This is a genomic window from Pseudomonas sp. MDT1-85 (assembly GCF_054898065.1).
Window position 1 is genome coordinate 2,553,918 of record NZ_CM142715.1, and the last position, 17,348, is coordinate 2,571,265.

The following is a 17,348-nucleotide window of genomic DNA, read 5'->3' on the forward strand; positions in this document are numbered from 1 at the left end:
CGCGCGAACTCATGCAGGTTGCTTCACCTTTCGATGCACCCACTGTGCCTCGCTTTGCAGCTCCAGGACTTGCCAATGGAAGCACTCAAGCGAAGCATTGTGTCCGACGCTGATCAGGATCGTTTCCGGTAGCGCCTGTTTGAGCATTTGATAGCAGCGCGCCTCGTTGGCCGAATCCAGTGCCGAACTGCTCTCGTCGAGGAACAGAATCGTGGGGCGGGCCAGCAGTGCCCGGACGAACGCACAGCGTTGCAGTTCGCCGACGCTGAGGGTCTGCGACCAGTCTCGTTCCTCATCCAATTGATCGCTCAAATGGTGCAGGCCGACTTGCTGCATGGCCAGGCTCAGAGCGGCATCTTCTTCGCGTCGGGGAGGATTGGGATACCAGAGCGCCTCGCGCAGGCTGCCCAGCGGCAGATAAGGTTTTTGCGAAAGTGTCAGAGCACGCTCACGGTCATAACAGGTGGAGCCAGAAGCATGATGCCAAAGCCCCGTGATCGTACGAATCAATGTCGACTTGCCGTAGCCGGAGGGCGCACTGATCAGAAGACTGTCGCCGGGCTTAAGTGAAAGGTTGAAACCTTTGAACAATTGCCGGCCGTTCGGCAGCCAGATGTTCAGATCCTTGATATCGAGGCCGCTGGTCTGCTGCTCGAGTCTGACCTTCGACTTGACCTCGACATTATCCAAACGCTCCTGGAACCCGATCAACCGGTCGATCACCGATTTCCACTCGGACAGCTCCGGAAACACACTCACCAGGTAGGCGATGGCCGCGTGCACTTCGCCGAAGGCAGCGCTTATCTGGGTCAAACGGCCGAGGGGAAATGCGCCCGCGAAGAACTTCGGCGCCATGATGAACATTGGAATGACCGTAGCGCTGTTCAAATAGAAGGTCGAGTAGCCCATGATCACCTTCTGTTTTTTTACCAGCGCCCAGAAGTTCTCCAGTGCCGCTTCCAGTCGCTGGTTGAAACGTGCATTTTCCAGGGCTTCTCCGCGGTACTGGGCGACTGAGTCGGCGTTTTCCCGCAGGCGAATGAGCGAGAAGCGAAAATCCGCTTCGCGCCGCTGTTGCATGAAATTGAGACTTGGCAGCGCGCGCCCCAGCCAGAACGCGACGCCGGTGCCTAATATCGCGTACACCAGGGCCACCCACACCAGCAACCCCGGAATGACCATTGACTGACCGTTGAATGGCACGCTGACGAGGCTGGAGGCCTGCCAGAGGATATGCAGGAAGGAAAACAGCGACACCACCGACGTCAACAGTCCCAGACTCAACTTGAGCGACTTGATGATAAAGAGGTCGATGTCTTCGGCGATGCGCTGATCGGGGTTATCGACCTCCGTCTCGGTCAGTTTCAGCTTCTGGTAACGCTGGCTGGCCAACCATTGATCGAGCATGTTCCGGGTGGCCCAGCGACGCCAGCGTATCGTCAGCTTCTGCTGGAAATGGAACGCGCCCACGGTGAAGGCGGTCATGCCGATCTGCAGCAGGATGAACTGCAGGCTGCCCAGGAGAAAGCCAGCGTAATCCATGGCTTGCAATGCGTTATAGAAATGCAGGTTCCAGAAGTTGGTGAGGATGTTGATCCCCACCAGGCACAGGGTCATGAGCACGGTGGCCAGAAGCAGCAACAGAGCCGGGTACTTCTCCTCGGACGCCCAGAAAGGCCGCGCGAGGCGCCAGAAATTGCGGAGTGTGTGCATGTGGTCTTGATGAGCCCGGTCGCTAACGACGTTGAGTTTGCAGGGGAGGGAGGATAGGATCGGCCAATGCTAATCGTTTGCATTAATTAGGGAAAGCCGCGAGGGGCCCGTTATCGAATTTCCAGAATGGCTGAACCAGGCCTGGCCGCCGATACAACGGGTCATCCGGCATGAACCAGGTGATCAGCCTTCCATAGCGTTGAACCAGCTTGCCGACCCTGCCGTACTGCAACCGTTGCTGATCCGGTTCGCCCTGCGTTACCCGGGGGTGAACCGCGCAGCCGTGGTTTCGCAGTGGTCGATGAACTATATGAGCATCGTCCTGCCGGCCACCCTGGCCTGTGTCCTCACGCGTCATTGCGCGATCGACTTCTGGGGCAAGGAGACGGTGTTGTTGCACGATGACGGTGAACCTCTGGCGTTGAGTTTGACCGCCCGACTACCGACCATGGCCTCCCAGGATCGTGCAGCCTACTGGTCGCGGTTGATCCATGAGCACCTGGCACCGCTTTTCATCACCTTGGCCGCCGCCGGTGGCCTGGCGCCGAAAATATTGTGGGGCAACCTCGTAGCCATTTGGGATGGTGCCTTCGTGAGAATGGATGCCAATTTATCCAGGGACGGATTCGCCGAGGCGCACCAGTGGCTGGAGCAGATCACGGTGAATGACGGGCGCCTGAAATTACGGGGCCTGCAGCGCATGGTCGAGTCACCCGCGCCGCAGATTTGTCCCCGGCTGGCATTGCGTCGGCATTGCTGCCTGCATTACCAGTTGCACGAGCCGGTCGAAGGCGAGCCGCCAGTACTCTGCGAGTCATGCCCCAAGCTGCATCGCCTGCCTGTGGAAGAACAGGTGAGCTACCTGCACTATATCTATCAGGACGGTTGAGCGACGGCACCGGCTCATCCGCTGGTGCCGGGCGCTGACATCAGGCATAAGCCGCGTGGGCTTCGACTTGGGTGAGGCGGCCGTTCTCGACTTTCAATACCCGGTCGGCCTGTTGGAAGTAAGCGTCGTCGTGAGTGATTACGATCACGGTCTTGCCCCGGGCTTTCAACTCCGGCAACAGTTCCATGTAGAACACCCGCTTGAAGGTCGGATCCTGGTCCGCTGCCCACTCGTCGAACAGATAAAACGGCTTGTCGTCCAGATACGCCGACACCAGCGCCAATCGCTTGCGTTGACCCGTGGACAGATCCACGGTGGAAAAGCGGTCGTCGACGATGCTGACTTTATGCCCCAGCCCCAAGGCCTTTACATAACGCGTCGCTTCGGCGGTACGGTGCTCGGCGTCCGGTCCGTCGTCGCCCAGCAAATGTTCGAACAGGTGGAAGTCGGCGAATACCGCGGCGAAGTGCTGGCGGTATTGCTCGCGGTTGTCGTCGTCCACCTCCACGCCGTTGAGCACGACGCAGCCGGTTTCCGGCGCATACAGTCCGAGCAGCAGCATCGACAGCGTGGTTTTGCCACTGCCGTTGCCTCCCACCACGAAGACCAGTTCGCCCTGCTCCAGCGTCAAGTCCACTGGCCCGAGCATGAAGGGATGATCCTCATGTTCGCCGGGATAGCGGTGGCACACACCGTTGAGCAACAGCTGCATCGGGCCTTCATTGGCGAACACGTTACCGACCGGCGCGGCGGCCTGGGCTTCGGTGCTCAGCTCGGCGTCCAGTTGGCGAATACGGTTCAGGGCAATACTGGCCTGACGCAGCGACGGCAGGGCAATCATCAGGTCGGAAATCGGCCGCACCAGGTACAGCAGGGTGATGGTGAAACTGGTCAGCACGGTGATCGGCTGCGGCAGCCAGAACGGCACGACAAACAGCAGCACGCCCAGGTTGAGGTAAAACAGCAGCGTACCGAGGTTTGCCACCACCGAATACCCGGCCATGCCGCGCAGGAAACGCACGCGAAACTCGTCGGCCCCCGGACGGATGACCCGCTCGACGAAGGCCTCACCACGGGCGTTGTTCAGCTGCAGTTCCTTGCTGCCTTCGATCAGGCTGCGAAAGTGCTGATAGAGCACGTCCTTTTGCTGCCGCACCCGTTCCAGATGGCTCAATGGCCCGCGTTCGGCCAGGTGAAACGCCACCAACCCAACCAGCAAAAACAACGCCAGAATCGCCAGCAACGACCACGACAGCCAGGCCAGATAGGCAAAGCACGCCAGGGTCACCACGGCGTTGACGAACAGCAGCGGCACCCACTCGAACGCTGCGGTAAAGGTGTGCACGTCTTCGGTGAGGATCACCAGCAAACGGTGTTTGCCCATGCCTTGCAGGCGTTTGAGTGGGGTGGCGAGCAGCTTGCGCGACAGGTCGATGCGCATCTGGAAAATTGCGCTTTGGGTCAGGTGCAGCAGCGACAGTTCCGAACAGAGTTTGCTCAGCAACATGCCGATACACAGCCCGAAAAACCCCAGGGCCAGTTCTGGCAGTTGCTGCGGGTTGGCCAACCCGCGGTTGATCAGAATCACCAGCCCCGCACTGGCCAGACCGCCCAGTGCACCGGTGATGGAGGCCAGCGCCAGCAGGCGTGCCGATTGGCGGTAGAGATAGAGAATCAGGTTCATGCGACGGTTTCCGTCGAGGCCACGGCCAGCGACTTGTTGAGTTGTTCATGGAAGGCGGACTGTCCGAGGATCGTGTCGTGATCGGCGGCAACCTGATGATGACAGGTTCGCTGGCTGATCGCGTCCCACTGCGCAGGCAGGGTCGGGCGCTCGACGAGGGTCTGTTCGGCCCACCACAGGTGCAGGGTGGCATGCACAGCGGGCACTGAATAGCCGTTGACCCAACGCCGCGCGTCGGCCATCACGTTCAAGGTTTGTTCGACGTAGGCTTGCGGTGCGTTGAGGTTCAGGCCGTTGGCAGTCGACCATTGCAGCAAGGCGAAACGCAATTGCTCCACTTGACCCAGCCCGGCGGTGGCCGTGCGCAGTTCCGTCAGACATTCCGGGGCGAGCGTGGCCAGTCGCTGGCGACTGTCGCTGCTCAGCTCTTGCCGCACGATTGTATACAGCGCATCCCACGCCAGCGCCTCGTCCTCGGCGTGGAAGGTGCTGTCAAACAACCCCAGCCATTCGACCCTTTGCCCTTGCGCTTCCAGTTGCCGGGTCAGCTCCAGCGCGAGCAATCCGCCCATGGACCAACCGCTCAGGCGATACGGGCCTTGAGCCTGAATCTGGCGGATCTGTGGCAGGTACTCGCTGGCCAGCGCCACCAGGTCTTGGCTGCGCAGCAACTCGGGCAGCGCAATGCCGTACACCGGCATATCCTTCGGCAACCCGGCGACCATCGGCACATAGTGATGCACCCCGCCCGCTGGCTGATGCAAACAGAACAACGGCGTCTGTTGCGCTTCGCCGGCCTGCAAAGTAATGACGGCTGAGCGATTGTGCGGCTCGGTGATCTGCTCGGCGAGCCGGATCAGCGTCGGGTGCTGGAAGATCACGTTGACCGGCACTTCAATACCGAGCGTTGCACGCAGCCTTGCGGTCATGCGCACCACCAGCAACGAATGGCCACCGAGGGCGAAAAAGTCGTCGTGGCGACCGATCACTTCGGCTTCCAACAGTTCTTGCCATACCGCTGCGAGCACCTGTTCGACATGACCTTCGGGCGCCGCGTAAGCCGCGAGGCTGCGGTTCGGCACCCGGGCCAGCAAGGCGCGATGATCGACCTTGCCGTTGGCGGTGCGTGGCAGTTGCGCCAGCCACTGGATGTCGGCGGGAATCATGTGCGCCGGCAACATTGTCGCCAGGGACTCACGCACGGCGCTGGCCTGAAGCTGGGTGGTCGATTCGACGAAAGCACGCAAGCTCGGTTCGGCCTGGGTAGTGTCCAGCAAGACCACCACCCGTTTGGCGCCGCTGACGCTGCACAGCGCGGTTTCGATTTCGCCCAGCTCGATACGGTAACCCCGCAGTTTTATCTGCGAATCGGTACGCCCCAGGAACACCAGTTGCCCGCCCAGATCCTGCCAGGCGAAATCGCCGGTGCGGTACAGACGTTGGCCGTCGAGAGAGGGATGACTGGCCCGGATGAATTTTTCGGACGTCATCTGCGGCAGGCCCAGATAACCTTCGGACAATCCCGGCCCGGCAATATGAATTTCACCCTTGAGTCCCCGGGCCACGGGGGCGCCGTCGCTGTCGAGCAAATACACCCGGGTGTGGGCAATGGCGCGGCCAATGGGGACGGACCCCGCGTTCTGACCGGGTTGGCACAGAGCGACGGTGCTCCACACCGACGCTTCCGTAGGACCGTATTCGTTGTACAGCTGCGCGTTGGTTTGGCGCCGATAATGACTGTCGACCAACGCTGGCGGGCAGCTTTCACCGGCGACAATCGCGGTGTTCAATGGACTCGGGGCATCGCCCAACTCGTCCAGGATCAAGGCGTACAACGAAGGCAGTGCCAGCAGGTGTGATACGCCGTGGCTGCGGATCAACCGGGCCAGTTGCAGCGGATCTTTCTGTTCGGATTCGCTGGCCAGGTGCAGGCAACCGCCCTGGGCCAGGCTCCAGAACAGCCCGGCGATGGAACTGTCGAAGGCGAACGACGACAGCAACAGGAAGCGTTCCACCGGCTGCGGATACCCCGCCAGCCGCGCCGCCAGGGAATGCAAAGCGTTGGCATGGCTGATGATCACGCCCTTGGGTTGGCCGGTACTGCCGGAGGTGTAAATCAGGTAGGCCGGCTGATCCCGTGAGACCTCAGGCTCGTCCCGTAGCGGCACCGCCGGCATGGCTTGATCAATCGCCAGCGCACTCGGCTGCCAGTCCGCCGGCAGGTCTTGCACACGAGCGTGATGGGTCAGCACCAGACGTGCCTGGCTGTCGCGCAGAATATGTTCGATGCGCTCGGTGGGGTAAGCCGGGTCGATCGGCACGTAGCAGGCGCCGGCGCGCAGAATGGCGACCAGCGCCACCACTGCATTGATGTCCCGCGGCAGGAAATGCGCGATCCGCGCACCGGGTTCCAGGCCTTGGGCGAGCAGTTGCTGGGTGAGGGCGCTGACTCGCTGATCAAGCTCGGCGTGGCTCAAGGTGCCGCTCGGGCCGGTGACCGCCGGGCGCTGGGCATTGTCGGCCGAACCCCTTGAGAAGCAGGCGGCCAGGTTCGGCAGGGCGAACGTGGCCGCATAAAGCTGTTCTTGCGCGGGGCTCAGAATTGGCGAAGTGGCCAGTGCGCCGACCACCCGTTGTTGCTCGGCGGCGCTGCAAGTTGTCAGTTGGCTCAGGCTGGCGGCCGGCTCACGCAGGCTGTGCTCGATCATGCTCAGCAACTGCTCGGCGAGGAGCTCGACATGGCCTGGCGTGTAGAGCGTGGCGTCAAAATGCAGCGACAAAGTGCTGGCCGAACGCGGTTGATACTGCAACAGCAAGGCGCAGCCTGCACTGACACTGTCAGCCTGTTCGATCTGCCAACCGGCATCGCTCAGGGCGCTGTGAGGCGCAATGGAGAGTTCGCGAAAGCCTACGCCCGACAGCGATGGCACGTTGCTCAAGTGGCTCGGATAGCTATCCCGCGCATCGTTGAGCAGGCCGACGCGCTCTGTCAGTTGCTGGCACAGTGCGGCAAACGACAACTCGGGCGCGGTGTCGAGGGTCAGCGGCAACGGTTCGGAAAACAGCCCGAGGGCATCGCCCAATACGTCTGGACGTGCCTGGTGTTCGTAGGCCAGCGTCAGTCGTTCGGCTTCGCTGTAGCGTTGCCACAGGGTTACCCAAGTGGCGAGGATAAGCATGCCGCTGGTGACGCCGAGGCTGGCCGCTTGCTGATCGAGGCGTTGCAGGGTCGCGCCGTCGAGTGGCAGTTGCACCCGGCCCGGTTCGATAAGCCCGGATGGCGCCGTGTTCTGGCGCTGCCAGGGCAACGGCACGTCCGCGATCACGGCACTGAACTGCTCATCCCAGAACCGCTGGCTCTGTTCGTCGTCCACCGACTCCAGACGCCAGGCGGCGTAGTCGGCGTACTGCAGCGGCGGTTCCTCAGACGCCGCTTGCAAGTAGCCCTGGGCCCACTCTTCGCCGAGGTAACCCAGGCTGGTGCTGTCCAGATGCAGCGCCGGCAAATGAAGCGTTGCTGATCTGCCATCAACGTCCAGTTGTAGCTCGATCCCCAATGCCTGCAAATCAGCGGTCGAATCGTCGATCACCTGCATCGGCAACGACAGCCCCGGCAGTTGCTGGTAACGGGTGCGCAGAATCTCGTGGCGTTGCATCAGCGCCAGTAAACTGTGGTTCAGTCGTGCGCCGTCGAGGGGCTGTTCGCTGCGAATGCGCAGCGTGGCCCGCTGCGCTGTCGGTGCCAGGCGAGTTTGTTGCAGGCGCCACAGGTGAGCTTGCTGCGGCGACAGTTCAAAGCCTTCGAATGGCGTGTTTTCGTGAGTCTGAGTCATGCTGAGACCTGTACAAAAAAGTGGGACATGAGCGTCGGTTGGCCGATGACCATCATTGTTCGGCATCCTTCACGACGCTGCGGCGACGGGCCTGGCCCAGGGTGCTCTGACGCGCGTTGCCGGCTTCACGCAGCGCGGCCTGGGCCTGGTCGCGACGGGTCTGTTGCAGTTGATTGAGTGGTTGCAGCAACTGGGCGACGCGGGTGTCAGCGTCCAGCACTAGCTGCTCCAGCAGGCAGATGAACAGGCTGTCGAGCAGTTCGATGTAGGCACTGGCGTAACGCCCGGTGTCGTAGTCGTACACCACCAGCAGACCTTCGCCGTCATCCACGACGTTGATCAGCAGGTCCACATCCGAAGCCTGAGGCTCCAGTTCTCGCTCGCTGATCGCCAGGCCCGGCAAATGCAGGTCCTGTTGACGGGTGTTCTGCACCACCAGTTTGACCTGGAAGAACGGCGTGTAGCGTGCGTCCCGCTGCGGCAGCAGGTCGGCCACCAGGGCGTCGAACGGCAAGTCCTGATGGGCGAAGGCATCCAGCGCCACACGCCGGGTATCGCTCAGCAGCTCACCAAATGTCTGCTCGGGCGTCACGCGGCAACGCAGCACCAACTGGTTGACGAAGAAGCCGACCATGTCTTCGGTCTGTTGCTGATGACGGTTGGCGATGTCGGTGCCCACCAGCAGGTCTTCACGTCCGGTCTGCTGATGCAGCAACACGTTCAGCGCACTGTGCAGCAGCATGAACGGCGAAGCCTCACGGGCCGTCGCCAACTCGCCGATGGCCCGGGCCAGCGATGCGGGCACGCGACTGCGATGACGTGCACAACCGCCATGCTCGCGGGCCTGCCGAGAGGTTTGGGCGCCCGGCAACAGCAGCGGCGCCGGGCTGGCTTGCAACTGCTGGCGCCAGTAAGCCAGTTGTTGCTGCCAGACCGGCCCCGGCAGGTGGGTGCGTTGCCATACGGCGAAATCGGCGTATTGCAGGGCCGGGGTTTCGATGCGGGTGGTCGTCGTGCCAAAGCCGACGTAGTCCGTGGCCAGTTGATCCACCAGTTGCGCAATGGACCAGGCGTCCACGGCAATGTGATGCATGGCGATGGCCAGCACATGAGTTTGCGCGTCCAGTTGCAACAACCGTGCACGCATCAATGGTGCCTGCGTCAGGTCGAACGGTTGGCCGAAGACCTCGGCCAACTGCAACTGGATGCCCCGCTCCTGTTCCTGCGCCGAAACTTGTTGCAGATCGCTGATCGGCAAGACAAACGTCTGCGCCGGCTCGATCCGCTGCCAGGGTTCACCGTGATCGCTGTGCACGGTGCTGCGCAGCACTTCATGGCGGGCGATCAATTGTTCGAACGCCAGGCGCAGGGCTTCGACATTCAGTGCCCCGCTCAGGGTCAGGGCGAACGGAATGTTGAAACCGCTGGAGCCAGGGTTCAGTTGCTCCAGGAACCACAGACGTTGCTGGGCAAACGACAGCGGCAGCGGTCGCGAACGTTCCGCCGGGCTTATCGCGGGCAAGGCCAAAGGTGCCGCCTGCAAGCGAGCGCAGTCGATCGCGCGTGCCAGGTTTTCCAGTACCGGGTGATCGAATACCGCCCGCAGCGGCAGGTCCACCGCGAGCTGGCTGCGAATCCGCGAGACCACCAGTGTCGCCAGCAACGAGTGTCCGCCAAGGGCAAAGAAGTTGTCGTCGGCGCCGATGGCGGCCACGTTGAGAATCTGTGCCCAGATCGCGCCCAGTTGCAGTTCGGTGTCGGTACTTAGCGGTCGTTCAAGACTCTGATCGCTGTTGTCCAGTGGGCGAGCGGTCAGCAGCTTGCGATCGACCTTGCCGTTGGCGTTCAGCGGCAGAGCTTCCAGCGGTTGCCAATGGGCCGGCACCATGTATGACGGCAGACGTTGGGCAAGCCATTCGCGCAGCACGGCCACCGGCGTGTCGTCACCGGTCCAGTAGGCGACCAGTTGCAAGTCGCCACGTTGGTCGGCGTTGACGATCACGGCCACGGCTTGCACGGCGGGATGACGTCCCAGGTGATCTTCGATTTCCCCCAGTTCGATGCGGTGACCGCGGATTTTCACCTGCTGATCACGGCGACCGAGGAACTCGATCACTCCGTCTGCACGCCAGCGACCCAGGTCACCGGTGCGGTAGAAACGCGCGCCGGGTTCGAATGGATGTGCGACGAACGCAGCCTGGGTTTTCTCCGGATCGTTCAGGTAACCACGACCGACGCCGACGCCACCAACGCAGATTTCCCCCGGCACGCCCACCGGCACCGGCCGCAGTGCAGCGTCCACCAGGTACAGATGGTTGTTGGCGGTTGGCCGGCCAATCGGCATGGCAGTACCACTTTCTTCCGGCACAGCGGTCAGCGGGTGGAACGCCACGTCGTCCGAGCATTCCGCCGGACCATAGGCGTTCATCAGCGGCACATGGGCAAAGCGGCTAAGCCAGGCCTGGGCCAGCGCCGGTGGAAGGGCTTCGCCGGTCGGCAGCAACCAGCGCAGCGCCGACAGTTGCGTGTCGGTGCTGGCGAGGTCGAGCAGGGCACGGATCATCGTCGGCACGGCTTCGAGCACCGACAATTGTTGGTGCTCCAGCGCTTCCAGCAGGCGCTCTGGGTCGTGGGCGATCACGTCCGGCAGAATGTGCACGGTGGCGCCGAGGATCGGTGCGGCGAGGAATTGCCAGACCGAAATGTCGAACGCCGGGGAGGCGGTCTGGGCAATCCGGTCCGCGCTCGACAGGCCCAGGGCCGGCACCTTGCCGAAGATGTTGTTGAGCATGCCCCGTTGCTCGACCATGGCCCCTTTGGGCGTGCCGGTGGAGCCTGAGGTGAAGATCACGTACGCCAGATCATCAGGGCTGCCTGTGACGTTCAGTGGCGTTGCATCGCCCGCCAGCCATAGGGCTTCGGTGCGCAGGCGGCGCGGGGTTGCGGTGCTCTCAGCCAGTGCCGGGTCGATGACCGAGTCGGCACTGTCACTGGTCATCAGAATCGTCGCCCCGGACAGTTCGAGGATTTCGCTCAGGCGCTGAGGCGGATGCTTGATGTCCAGCGGCAGGTACGCCGCGCCAGCCTTGAGTACAGCAATCATCATGCTCAGCAATGGCAGTCCGCGTTCGGCGGCCAGTGCCACCAGCGTGTCGCGACCAGCACCGGTTTCGATCAGTGCTCGGGCGAGACGACTCGAGCGCTGATCCAGTTCGGCGTAGCTCAGGCTGTCGGTGCCGCACACGGCAGCGATACGCTGCGGATGCTCCGCCACGTGCCGGGCGAACAGCTCGGCGTAAGTTTGATCCAACGGGAAGTCGAGTTCACTGCGGTTCCAGTCCACCAGCACGGTCTGGCGTTCGTCCGGCGTCAGCAACGACAGCGTGGCCAGCGGCGCGTCAGGCTGGGCGACCATTTGTGTCAGCAACTGACGCAGATGGCCGAGCATGCGCTGCACGGTATCGGTGTCGAAACGTGCGGCATCGTAAGTCAGGCGAATGCCTAGCCGATCACCGGGGTAGAGCACCACGGTCATCGGGTAGTTGGTGTGTACGCGGTCTTCGTAGATGTCGACGTTGAAGTCGACCTGACGGTCCGACAGACCAGCGTCGAACGGTGCGTTTTCAAACACCACCAGGCTGTCGAACAGAGAGCGACCGTGCTCGATTTCACTCCAGCGCTGAATGTCCACCAGCGGTGCATGTTCGTAGGCGCGCAGCTCGTAGTTGTGCGCGAATAACGCTTGTAGCCACGGCACCACGGTTTGCGAGTCGTCAACCTTGACCCGCAGCGGCAGGCTGTTGATGAACAACCCGACGATGTCTTCCACGCCCGGCAAATCGGTCGGACGTCCAGACACCGTAACGCCGAACAGCACGTCATCGCTGCCGCTATAGCGGGACAACAGCAAGGCCCAGGCGCCCTGAATCCAGGTGTTGGGCGTGAGCTGGTGCTGTTGGCACAACGCGGTCAGGGCGCGGGTGTCGGCAATCGACAGGGTGACGTCAAGGTTGGCCACCGCTTCGACCGCTTGCTCGGTCACGGCCGGGCGATTCACCACCAGCGGCGTCGGCGCGCTGAAACCGGCCAGTTCGCGGGTCCAGAATTGCTCGGTGATGGAGCTGTCCTGGCAGTGCAGCCAATGGATGTAGTTGCTGAACGATGGCAGCAACGGGCGGGCTACGGGCTGACCGAGCACCCGTGCCTGGTAGTGGGCGAACAGGTCGGCCATCAACAGACCGAAGCACCAGGCATCGGTCAGAATGTGATGGAAGCTGCGCACGATCAGGAACTCCTGATCGGCGACCTGGAACACGCGAAGGAAGGTCAGGGGCGGGCGGCGCATGTCGAATCCCTGCCGACATTCGGCGTCCAGCACGGCGTCCAGTTGGCGCTGGCGGGTCGCTTCGTCGAGGCCACGCCAGTCGTACCAGGCGAATGCCGGGTCGGTCTCGTGGTAGACGCATTGCAGCGCGGCCTTGCCGTCCTGCCACCAGAAACCGGTGCGCAGCATCGGGTGCCGAGCCAGCTGTTGCGCCCAAGCGTATTCGATGGCACTGCGGTCCAGTTCGCCGTCCCAGCGATAACGTTGCTGCATCAAATAAATGCCGCTGTTGGGGCGCAACAAGGTGTGCAGCAGCATGCCTTCCTGCATGGGCGACAGGGGCAGCAAGTCGTCGATACCAGCCCAGTCGAAGTTCGCACCCAGGGCCGTGAGGTCGTGTCCGGCGGCGCGGCACAACGGGAACGCATGGGCACCGGGAACGGCTTGCTCGGCGTCGGCGGCCAGCAGGGTCAGACGCTGCTCCAGCGCCTCGGCCCAGCGTTCGGCGCCCGGGCCACGGCAATCGATCTGCAGCTGACCGTGTTGCAGGCTGACGGTCAGGGTCAGTCCGGTAGCATCGATCTGCGAGCTGCTGGCGATGACTTCGCCCAATGGTCCCTCATGGGTTTGCCATTCGCCGGCCATGACGATATGCACAATCGGCTGCGGCAGGCTCAGCAGCGGTTCACGCAAGTAGTCGTTGTCGGCGAGATAACGCAGCACACCGTAATCGTCACCGGCGTGCGGGGCGGCGGCCAGTTGCGCGTCGATCTGTGCGAGCAACTGCGCGGCGCTGGCGGTCGGTGTCACGGTCAGGCGCAGAGGAACGGCGTGGCTCAGCGCACCGACTACCGTGGCCGGGTTGAAGTCGGTACGGCTCAGGGGACTGGTGAGCGGCAAGCGTGAGCGCTCGCAGCGGCCGCGATCCAGTGTCAGCCAGACGCCTTGTTCAACACTTTGTTGCGCCAGTTCCGCAGCGACTGCCGTGGCTACCAGCGACACCCAGGGCGCATGGCTACGTCGTTGCAGCAGGCTCAGGCGAGCACTGAGTGGTGGCAGAATTTGCACGCGGCTTTCAGTGGCCATGCCACCCGGTTGCGGGGCGGGCGGCAGGGTTTCACCGGCGTATTGCAGCCAGTATTCCCAGGCTGATTCCAGCCCGTCTTCATCGGCGGCGTAGCTGTTCTGATGCTCGGCCCATTCATCCAGATTGCCGCCGTGACGCGGCAATTCGATTGCACGGTCGTATTGCGCTTGAGCCACGGCCAGCGCCAGATCGGTCATCAGTAACGCCCAGGAGACCGCATCCAGACGCAGTGCATGGGTGACCAACAGCACGGCGTCGCCGTGTTCCGAGAGGCAGGCGTGCCAGCCTTCGCCTGCCGCGTGATCCAGCCTGGCCAAGGTGGTTTCGGCCAATTCGGCCAATGCATTCGAGTCGTCGAGGTTCAGTGGCTGACGGCTGGCGCTGACCGGTTTAGGCGTGGTCGGCAAGGTTTGCGCCCAAGAGCCGTCGGCCTGTCGGGCCAGACCCAATTGCAGCGCACGGTGTTGCTGTTGCAGGGCCAACACGGCGCGGTTCAACACCTCGACGCTGATCGGTGCATTCATGGCCACGCAGCGCCAGTCCGCCATCAGTGGGCCGGCTTCAAGCCGAGCGTGCTGACCCGGTGTCAGCGGCACATTGCGCGCAGCGCTGGACGTACCACGGCTGTAGTTCGCGCCTTGGCTGATCACCGCGGAGATTTCGGCGATGGTGCGGTTTTCGAACAATTGCTTGGGCGTCAGCTTCATGCCGCGCTGGTGGGCGCGAGCGATGATCTGCAGGTTGAGAATCGAATCGCCGCCCAGGGCGAAGAAGTTGTCGTGAATGCCGACGCGCTCGACCCGCAAGACATCCTGCCAGATCTCGGCGAAGGCGATTTCCACCGCGTCACGCGGGGCTTCGTAATTGTCCTGACTGGTAGGGGCATCGGGCAGTGGCAGGCTAGCGATGTCCGGTTTGCCGTTAGCGTTCAGCGGGATGGCATCCAGGGCGATGAAGTCTGCCGGCACCATGTAATCCGGTACGCGCAGGGCCAGGTCATAACGCAGTTTGTCCGCCGACATCGAGGTGTTGGCCACCAGCCAGGCGACCAGGCGCGGTGTTTCGTTGGCCGGTTGCACCACGCGCACCAGCACTTGCTGGATGTTGCTCGACAGGCGTTTGATTTGCGTTTCGACTTCGCCCAGCTCAATGCGGTAGCCGCGCAGTTTGATCTGATTGTCGACGCGCCCGAGGAACGCCAGTTCGCCGGATTCCAGCCAGCGCACACGGTCGCCGGTGCGGTAGGCGCGGGGCAGATCGGCGACGGCAGTGAAGCGCGTCGCGGTTTGCGCCGGATCGCCCAGGTAGTCGATGGCCAGGCCTTCGCCGCCCACCCACAGTTCGCCCGGCACACCGACAGGCACGGCGTGACCGTGGCTGTCGAGGACCCGCAGTTGGCGGTTCGGTTGCGGATGGCCGAGCGGTTGCACACCGGCCAGTGGTTGGTCGATGCGTGACAGGCAAATGCCCACGGCACTTTCGGTCGGGCCGTAGTGGTTGTACACCGCAAGGTCCGGGCTTAGCCCACGGATAGTGTCCAGCAACCCACCCTGCAGTGCTTCGCCGCCGAGCAACAAGGCGCGCCGCGGCAGCAGGCCGGCGTCGGGGTGAGCAGCGAGCAAACCGTGCAGATGGTTGGGGGTGAGCTTGACCACATCGGGGATGAATTCGGCAAAGCACTGCGCCAGGGCGTTCGGGTCGGCACGGGTGTCGTCGTCCACCAGCAGCAGGCTGCCACCGCTGACCAGCGCACCGAACAACTGGGTGTAACCGAGGTCCGCCGCCAGGGTCGACAGCAATGCATGGCGCCAGGGTTGTTCAACCTGGGCGCAACCCAGCTCGGCGAGAATGCCACTGACATACGCGACGATGGCACGATGGGACAGGCGCACACCTTTCGGCGTACCGGTGGAGCCGGAGGTGTAAATCACATAGGCGCAAGCCAGTTGGTCCACCGCTGGCAGGTCGATGCCGGTGGCGCGGGCCGAGGCGTCGATCACTTGCGCAGCGGCGCTATCGAAGGTCGGCGAACCAATGATGAAGTCCACCTCGGCACTGGCCATCAGCGCACTCAGGCGCGAGGCCGGTTGGCCCAGGTCCAGCGGCAGGAAACAACCGCCGGCCTGCATCACCGCCAGCAGCGAGACCACTGCGTCGTTGCAACGAGGCAGGGCCAGCGCGACACGATCACCGTGTTGCAGCCCGCGCTGGCGCAAAACACTGGCCAGTCCGGTCGAGGCTTCAAGCAGTTCGCCGTAGTTCAGCACGCCGTTGGCATCACGCACGGCTTCACGCTCGGGATGGCGTCTGGCCTGGGCGGCGATCAGTTCGTGCAGCGCAGCATCAGGCAATTGGAGAGTCGCGCCGTTGCCCCAGGTGCGGGTCAGGCTCAGTTCCTGCTCCGGGCACAACGGCACGTCGGCCAGTGGCCGGGTGGCGTCGCGGCTCAACGCTTCGATCAAGGTCACCAATTGCTGCAACAGGCGCGCACCAGCGGCATCGGACAAGCGTTTGCGCTGATGCACCAGATGCAACTGCAAGCATTCGTTTTCCATCGAAGCGATCAGCGACATCGGGTAGTTGTTGCGTCCGCCGGTGTGGCGCAAAGGCGCGCAGTGTTCGGCATCCGGCAACCCGACAAGACCGTCGTCGATCTGATCAAGCTCCCGAGGGAACGGGAAGTTTTCGAACACCATGATCGCTTCGAACAACTCGCCACCGGGTGGCAGCGCGGTTAATGCCCGCAGGCTGGCCAGCGGTGTGTGTTCGTGCTCGCGCATTTCGGCGTTCCAGTCCTGGATGCCCGCGAGCCATTGGCCAACGGTCGGCGCATCGTCCCAGCGAACGCGCAACGGCAAGGTGTTGATGAACAGACCGACCATGCGCTCGACACCGCTCAGGCGCTGCGGACGCCCGGCCACGGTGACGCCGATCAGGGCTTCGTCGCTGCCGTTATGGCGGCCCAGCAGATAAGCGTAAGCCGCTTGCAGCAAGGTGTTGATGGTCAGATTGTTGTCGCGGGCGAAGCCGGTCAGGCGAGCGGTCGTTGCGGCATCCAGCATCAACTGATGCTCGGTGCAGGGCAGGTGCGCCTCCACCGGATCGGCGAGCAAGCCGCGCGGGTCCGATTCGGGCACGCGGGTGGTGTTGGCGAAATCCGCCAGGCGACTGCGCCAGAATTCATCGGCCAAGGGGCGCTCGCTGAGATAAGCCACGTAATCCTGAAACGGACGTATCGTTTCCAATGCCGCGTTTTGCCCGCGACGGGCGGCGCGATACAGATCGCGCCAGTCCGCCAGCAGCGAACCGACACTCCAGCCGTCGAGCAACAGGTGATGGTGCGTCCACACCAGCGACCACTGCGCTTGTCCGTTCACATCGTCCAGACGCGCCAGGGTCAAGCGCATCAGCGGCGCGGCCCCGAGTTCGAACGCCTGAGCGTGATCTTCTGCCGCGAGGGCTGCCAGCCCTTGCGGGTTACCGCGCAGATCGACTTCGCGCAGCGGCAAATCGACCTCTTTGAGGATGACCTGATAAGCGTCGTCCAGCTCTTCCCAGAGAAACGCCGTGCGTAACACCGCGTGGCGTTGCATCAGGGCCAGCCAGGCCTGACGGAACGCATCGAGGTCGAGGTCACCGGCCAGTCCGATGTTCATCTGCTGGTAGTAAACCCGGGACTCGGGCGCATAGGCCTCGTGGTACAGCAGGCCTTTTTGCAGGGGCGTCAGCGAATAGATGTTTTCGATTTGGTCATGCATGGCAGCAGTGTTCAATCCAGAAAAACGAGGAGGCACGTGCGCCGCGAACGGCGCACTCCG

5 protein-coding genes are annotated in these 17,348 nt (G+C 62.9%); 1 reads left to right on the forward strand and 4 read right to left on the reverse strand.

Annotated elements, in window-relative coordinates; all coding sequences use genetic code 11:
* Positions 1–9 precede the first annotated feature (9 nt).
* Positions 10–1,713, reverse strand: coding sequence for an ABC transporter ATP-binding protein/permease (locus ACYZT2_RS11655; protein WP_461972204.1), 1,704 nt, complete (start codon positions 1,711–1,713; stop codon positions 10–12).
* Between the two features lie 199 nt (positions 1,714–1,912).
* Between ACYZT2_RS11655 and fhuF the strand changes: the two genes are divergently transcribed.
* Positions 1,913–2,602, forward strand: a complete 690-nt coding sequence (gene fhuF / locus ACYZT2_RS11660; protein WP_461972206.1) for a siderophore-iron reductase FhuF — start codon at positions 1,913–1,915, stop codon at positions 2,600–2,602.
* A gap of 40 nt (positions 2,603–2,642) precedes the next feature.
* Here the strand turns inward: fhuF and ACYZT2_RS11665 are convergent, their stop codons facing one another.
* Genes ACYZT2_RS11665 through ACYZT2_RS11675 form a run of 3 tightly spaced genes read right to left on the reverse strand, consistent with a single transcriptional unit; the run spans position 2,643 to position 17,288 of the window.
* Positions 2,643–4,286, reverse strand: a complete 1,644-nt coding sequence (locus ACYZT2_RS11665; RefSeq protein WP_461972208.1) for a cyclic peptide export ABC transporter — start codon at positions 4,284–4,286, stop codon at positions 2,643–2,645.
* Positions 4,283–8,119, reverse strand: coding sequence for a non-ribosomal peptide synthetase (locus tag ACYZT2_RS11670; RefSeq protein WP_461972210.1), 3,837 nt, complete (start codon positions 8,117–8,119; stop codon positions 4,283–4,285). The genes ACYZT2_RS11665 and ACYZT2_RS11670 overlap by 4 nt, the downstream gene beginning before the upstream one ends.
* 52 nt (positions 8,120–8,171) lie before the next feature.
* Entirely contained in the window at positions 8,172–17,288 is a 9,117-nt protein-coding gene (locus ACYZT2_RS11675; protein ID WP_461972212.1) for an amino acid adenylation domain-containing protein, read from the reverse strand.
* Positions 17,289–17,348 lie beyond the last annotated feature (60 nt).

Excerpts from the sequence above, each read along its gene's own strand:
- ACYZT2_RS11665 (WP_461972208.1), bottom strand. The coding sequence starts at position 4,286 with ATGAACCTGATTCTCTATCTCTACCGCCAATCGGCACGCCTGCTGGCG.
- ACYZT2_RS11670 (WP_461972210.1), bottom strand. The coding sequence starts at position 8,119 with ATGACTCAGACTCACGAAAACACGCCATTCGAAGGCTTTGAACTGTCG.
- ACYZT2_RS11655 (WP_461972204.1), bottom strand. The coding sequence starts at position 1,713 with ATGCACACACTCCGCAATTTCTGGCGCCTCGCGCGGCCTTTCTGGGCG.
- ACYZT2_RS11675 (WP_461972212.1), bottom strand. The coding sequence starts at position 17,288 with ATGCATGACCAAATCGAAAACATCTATTCGCTGACGCCCCTGCAAAAA.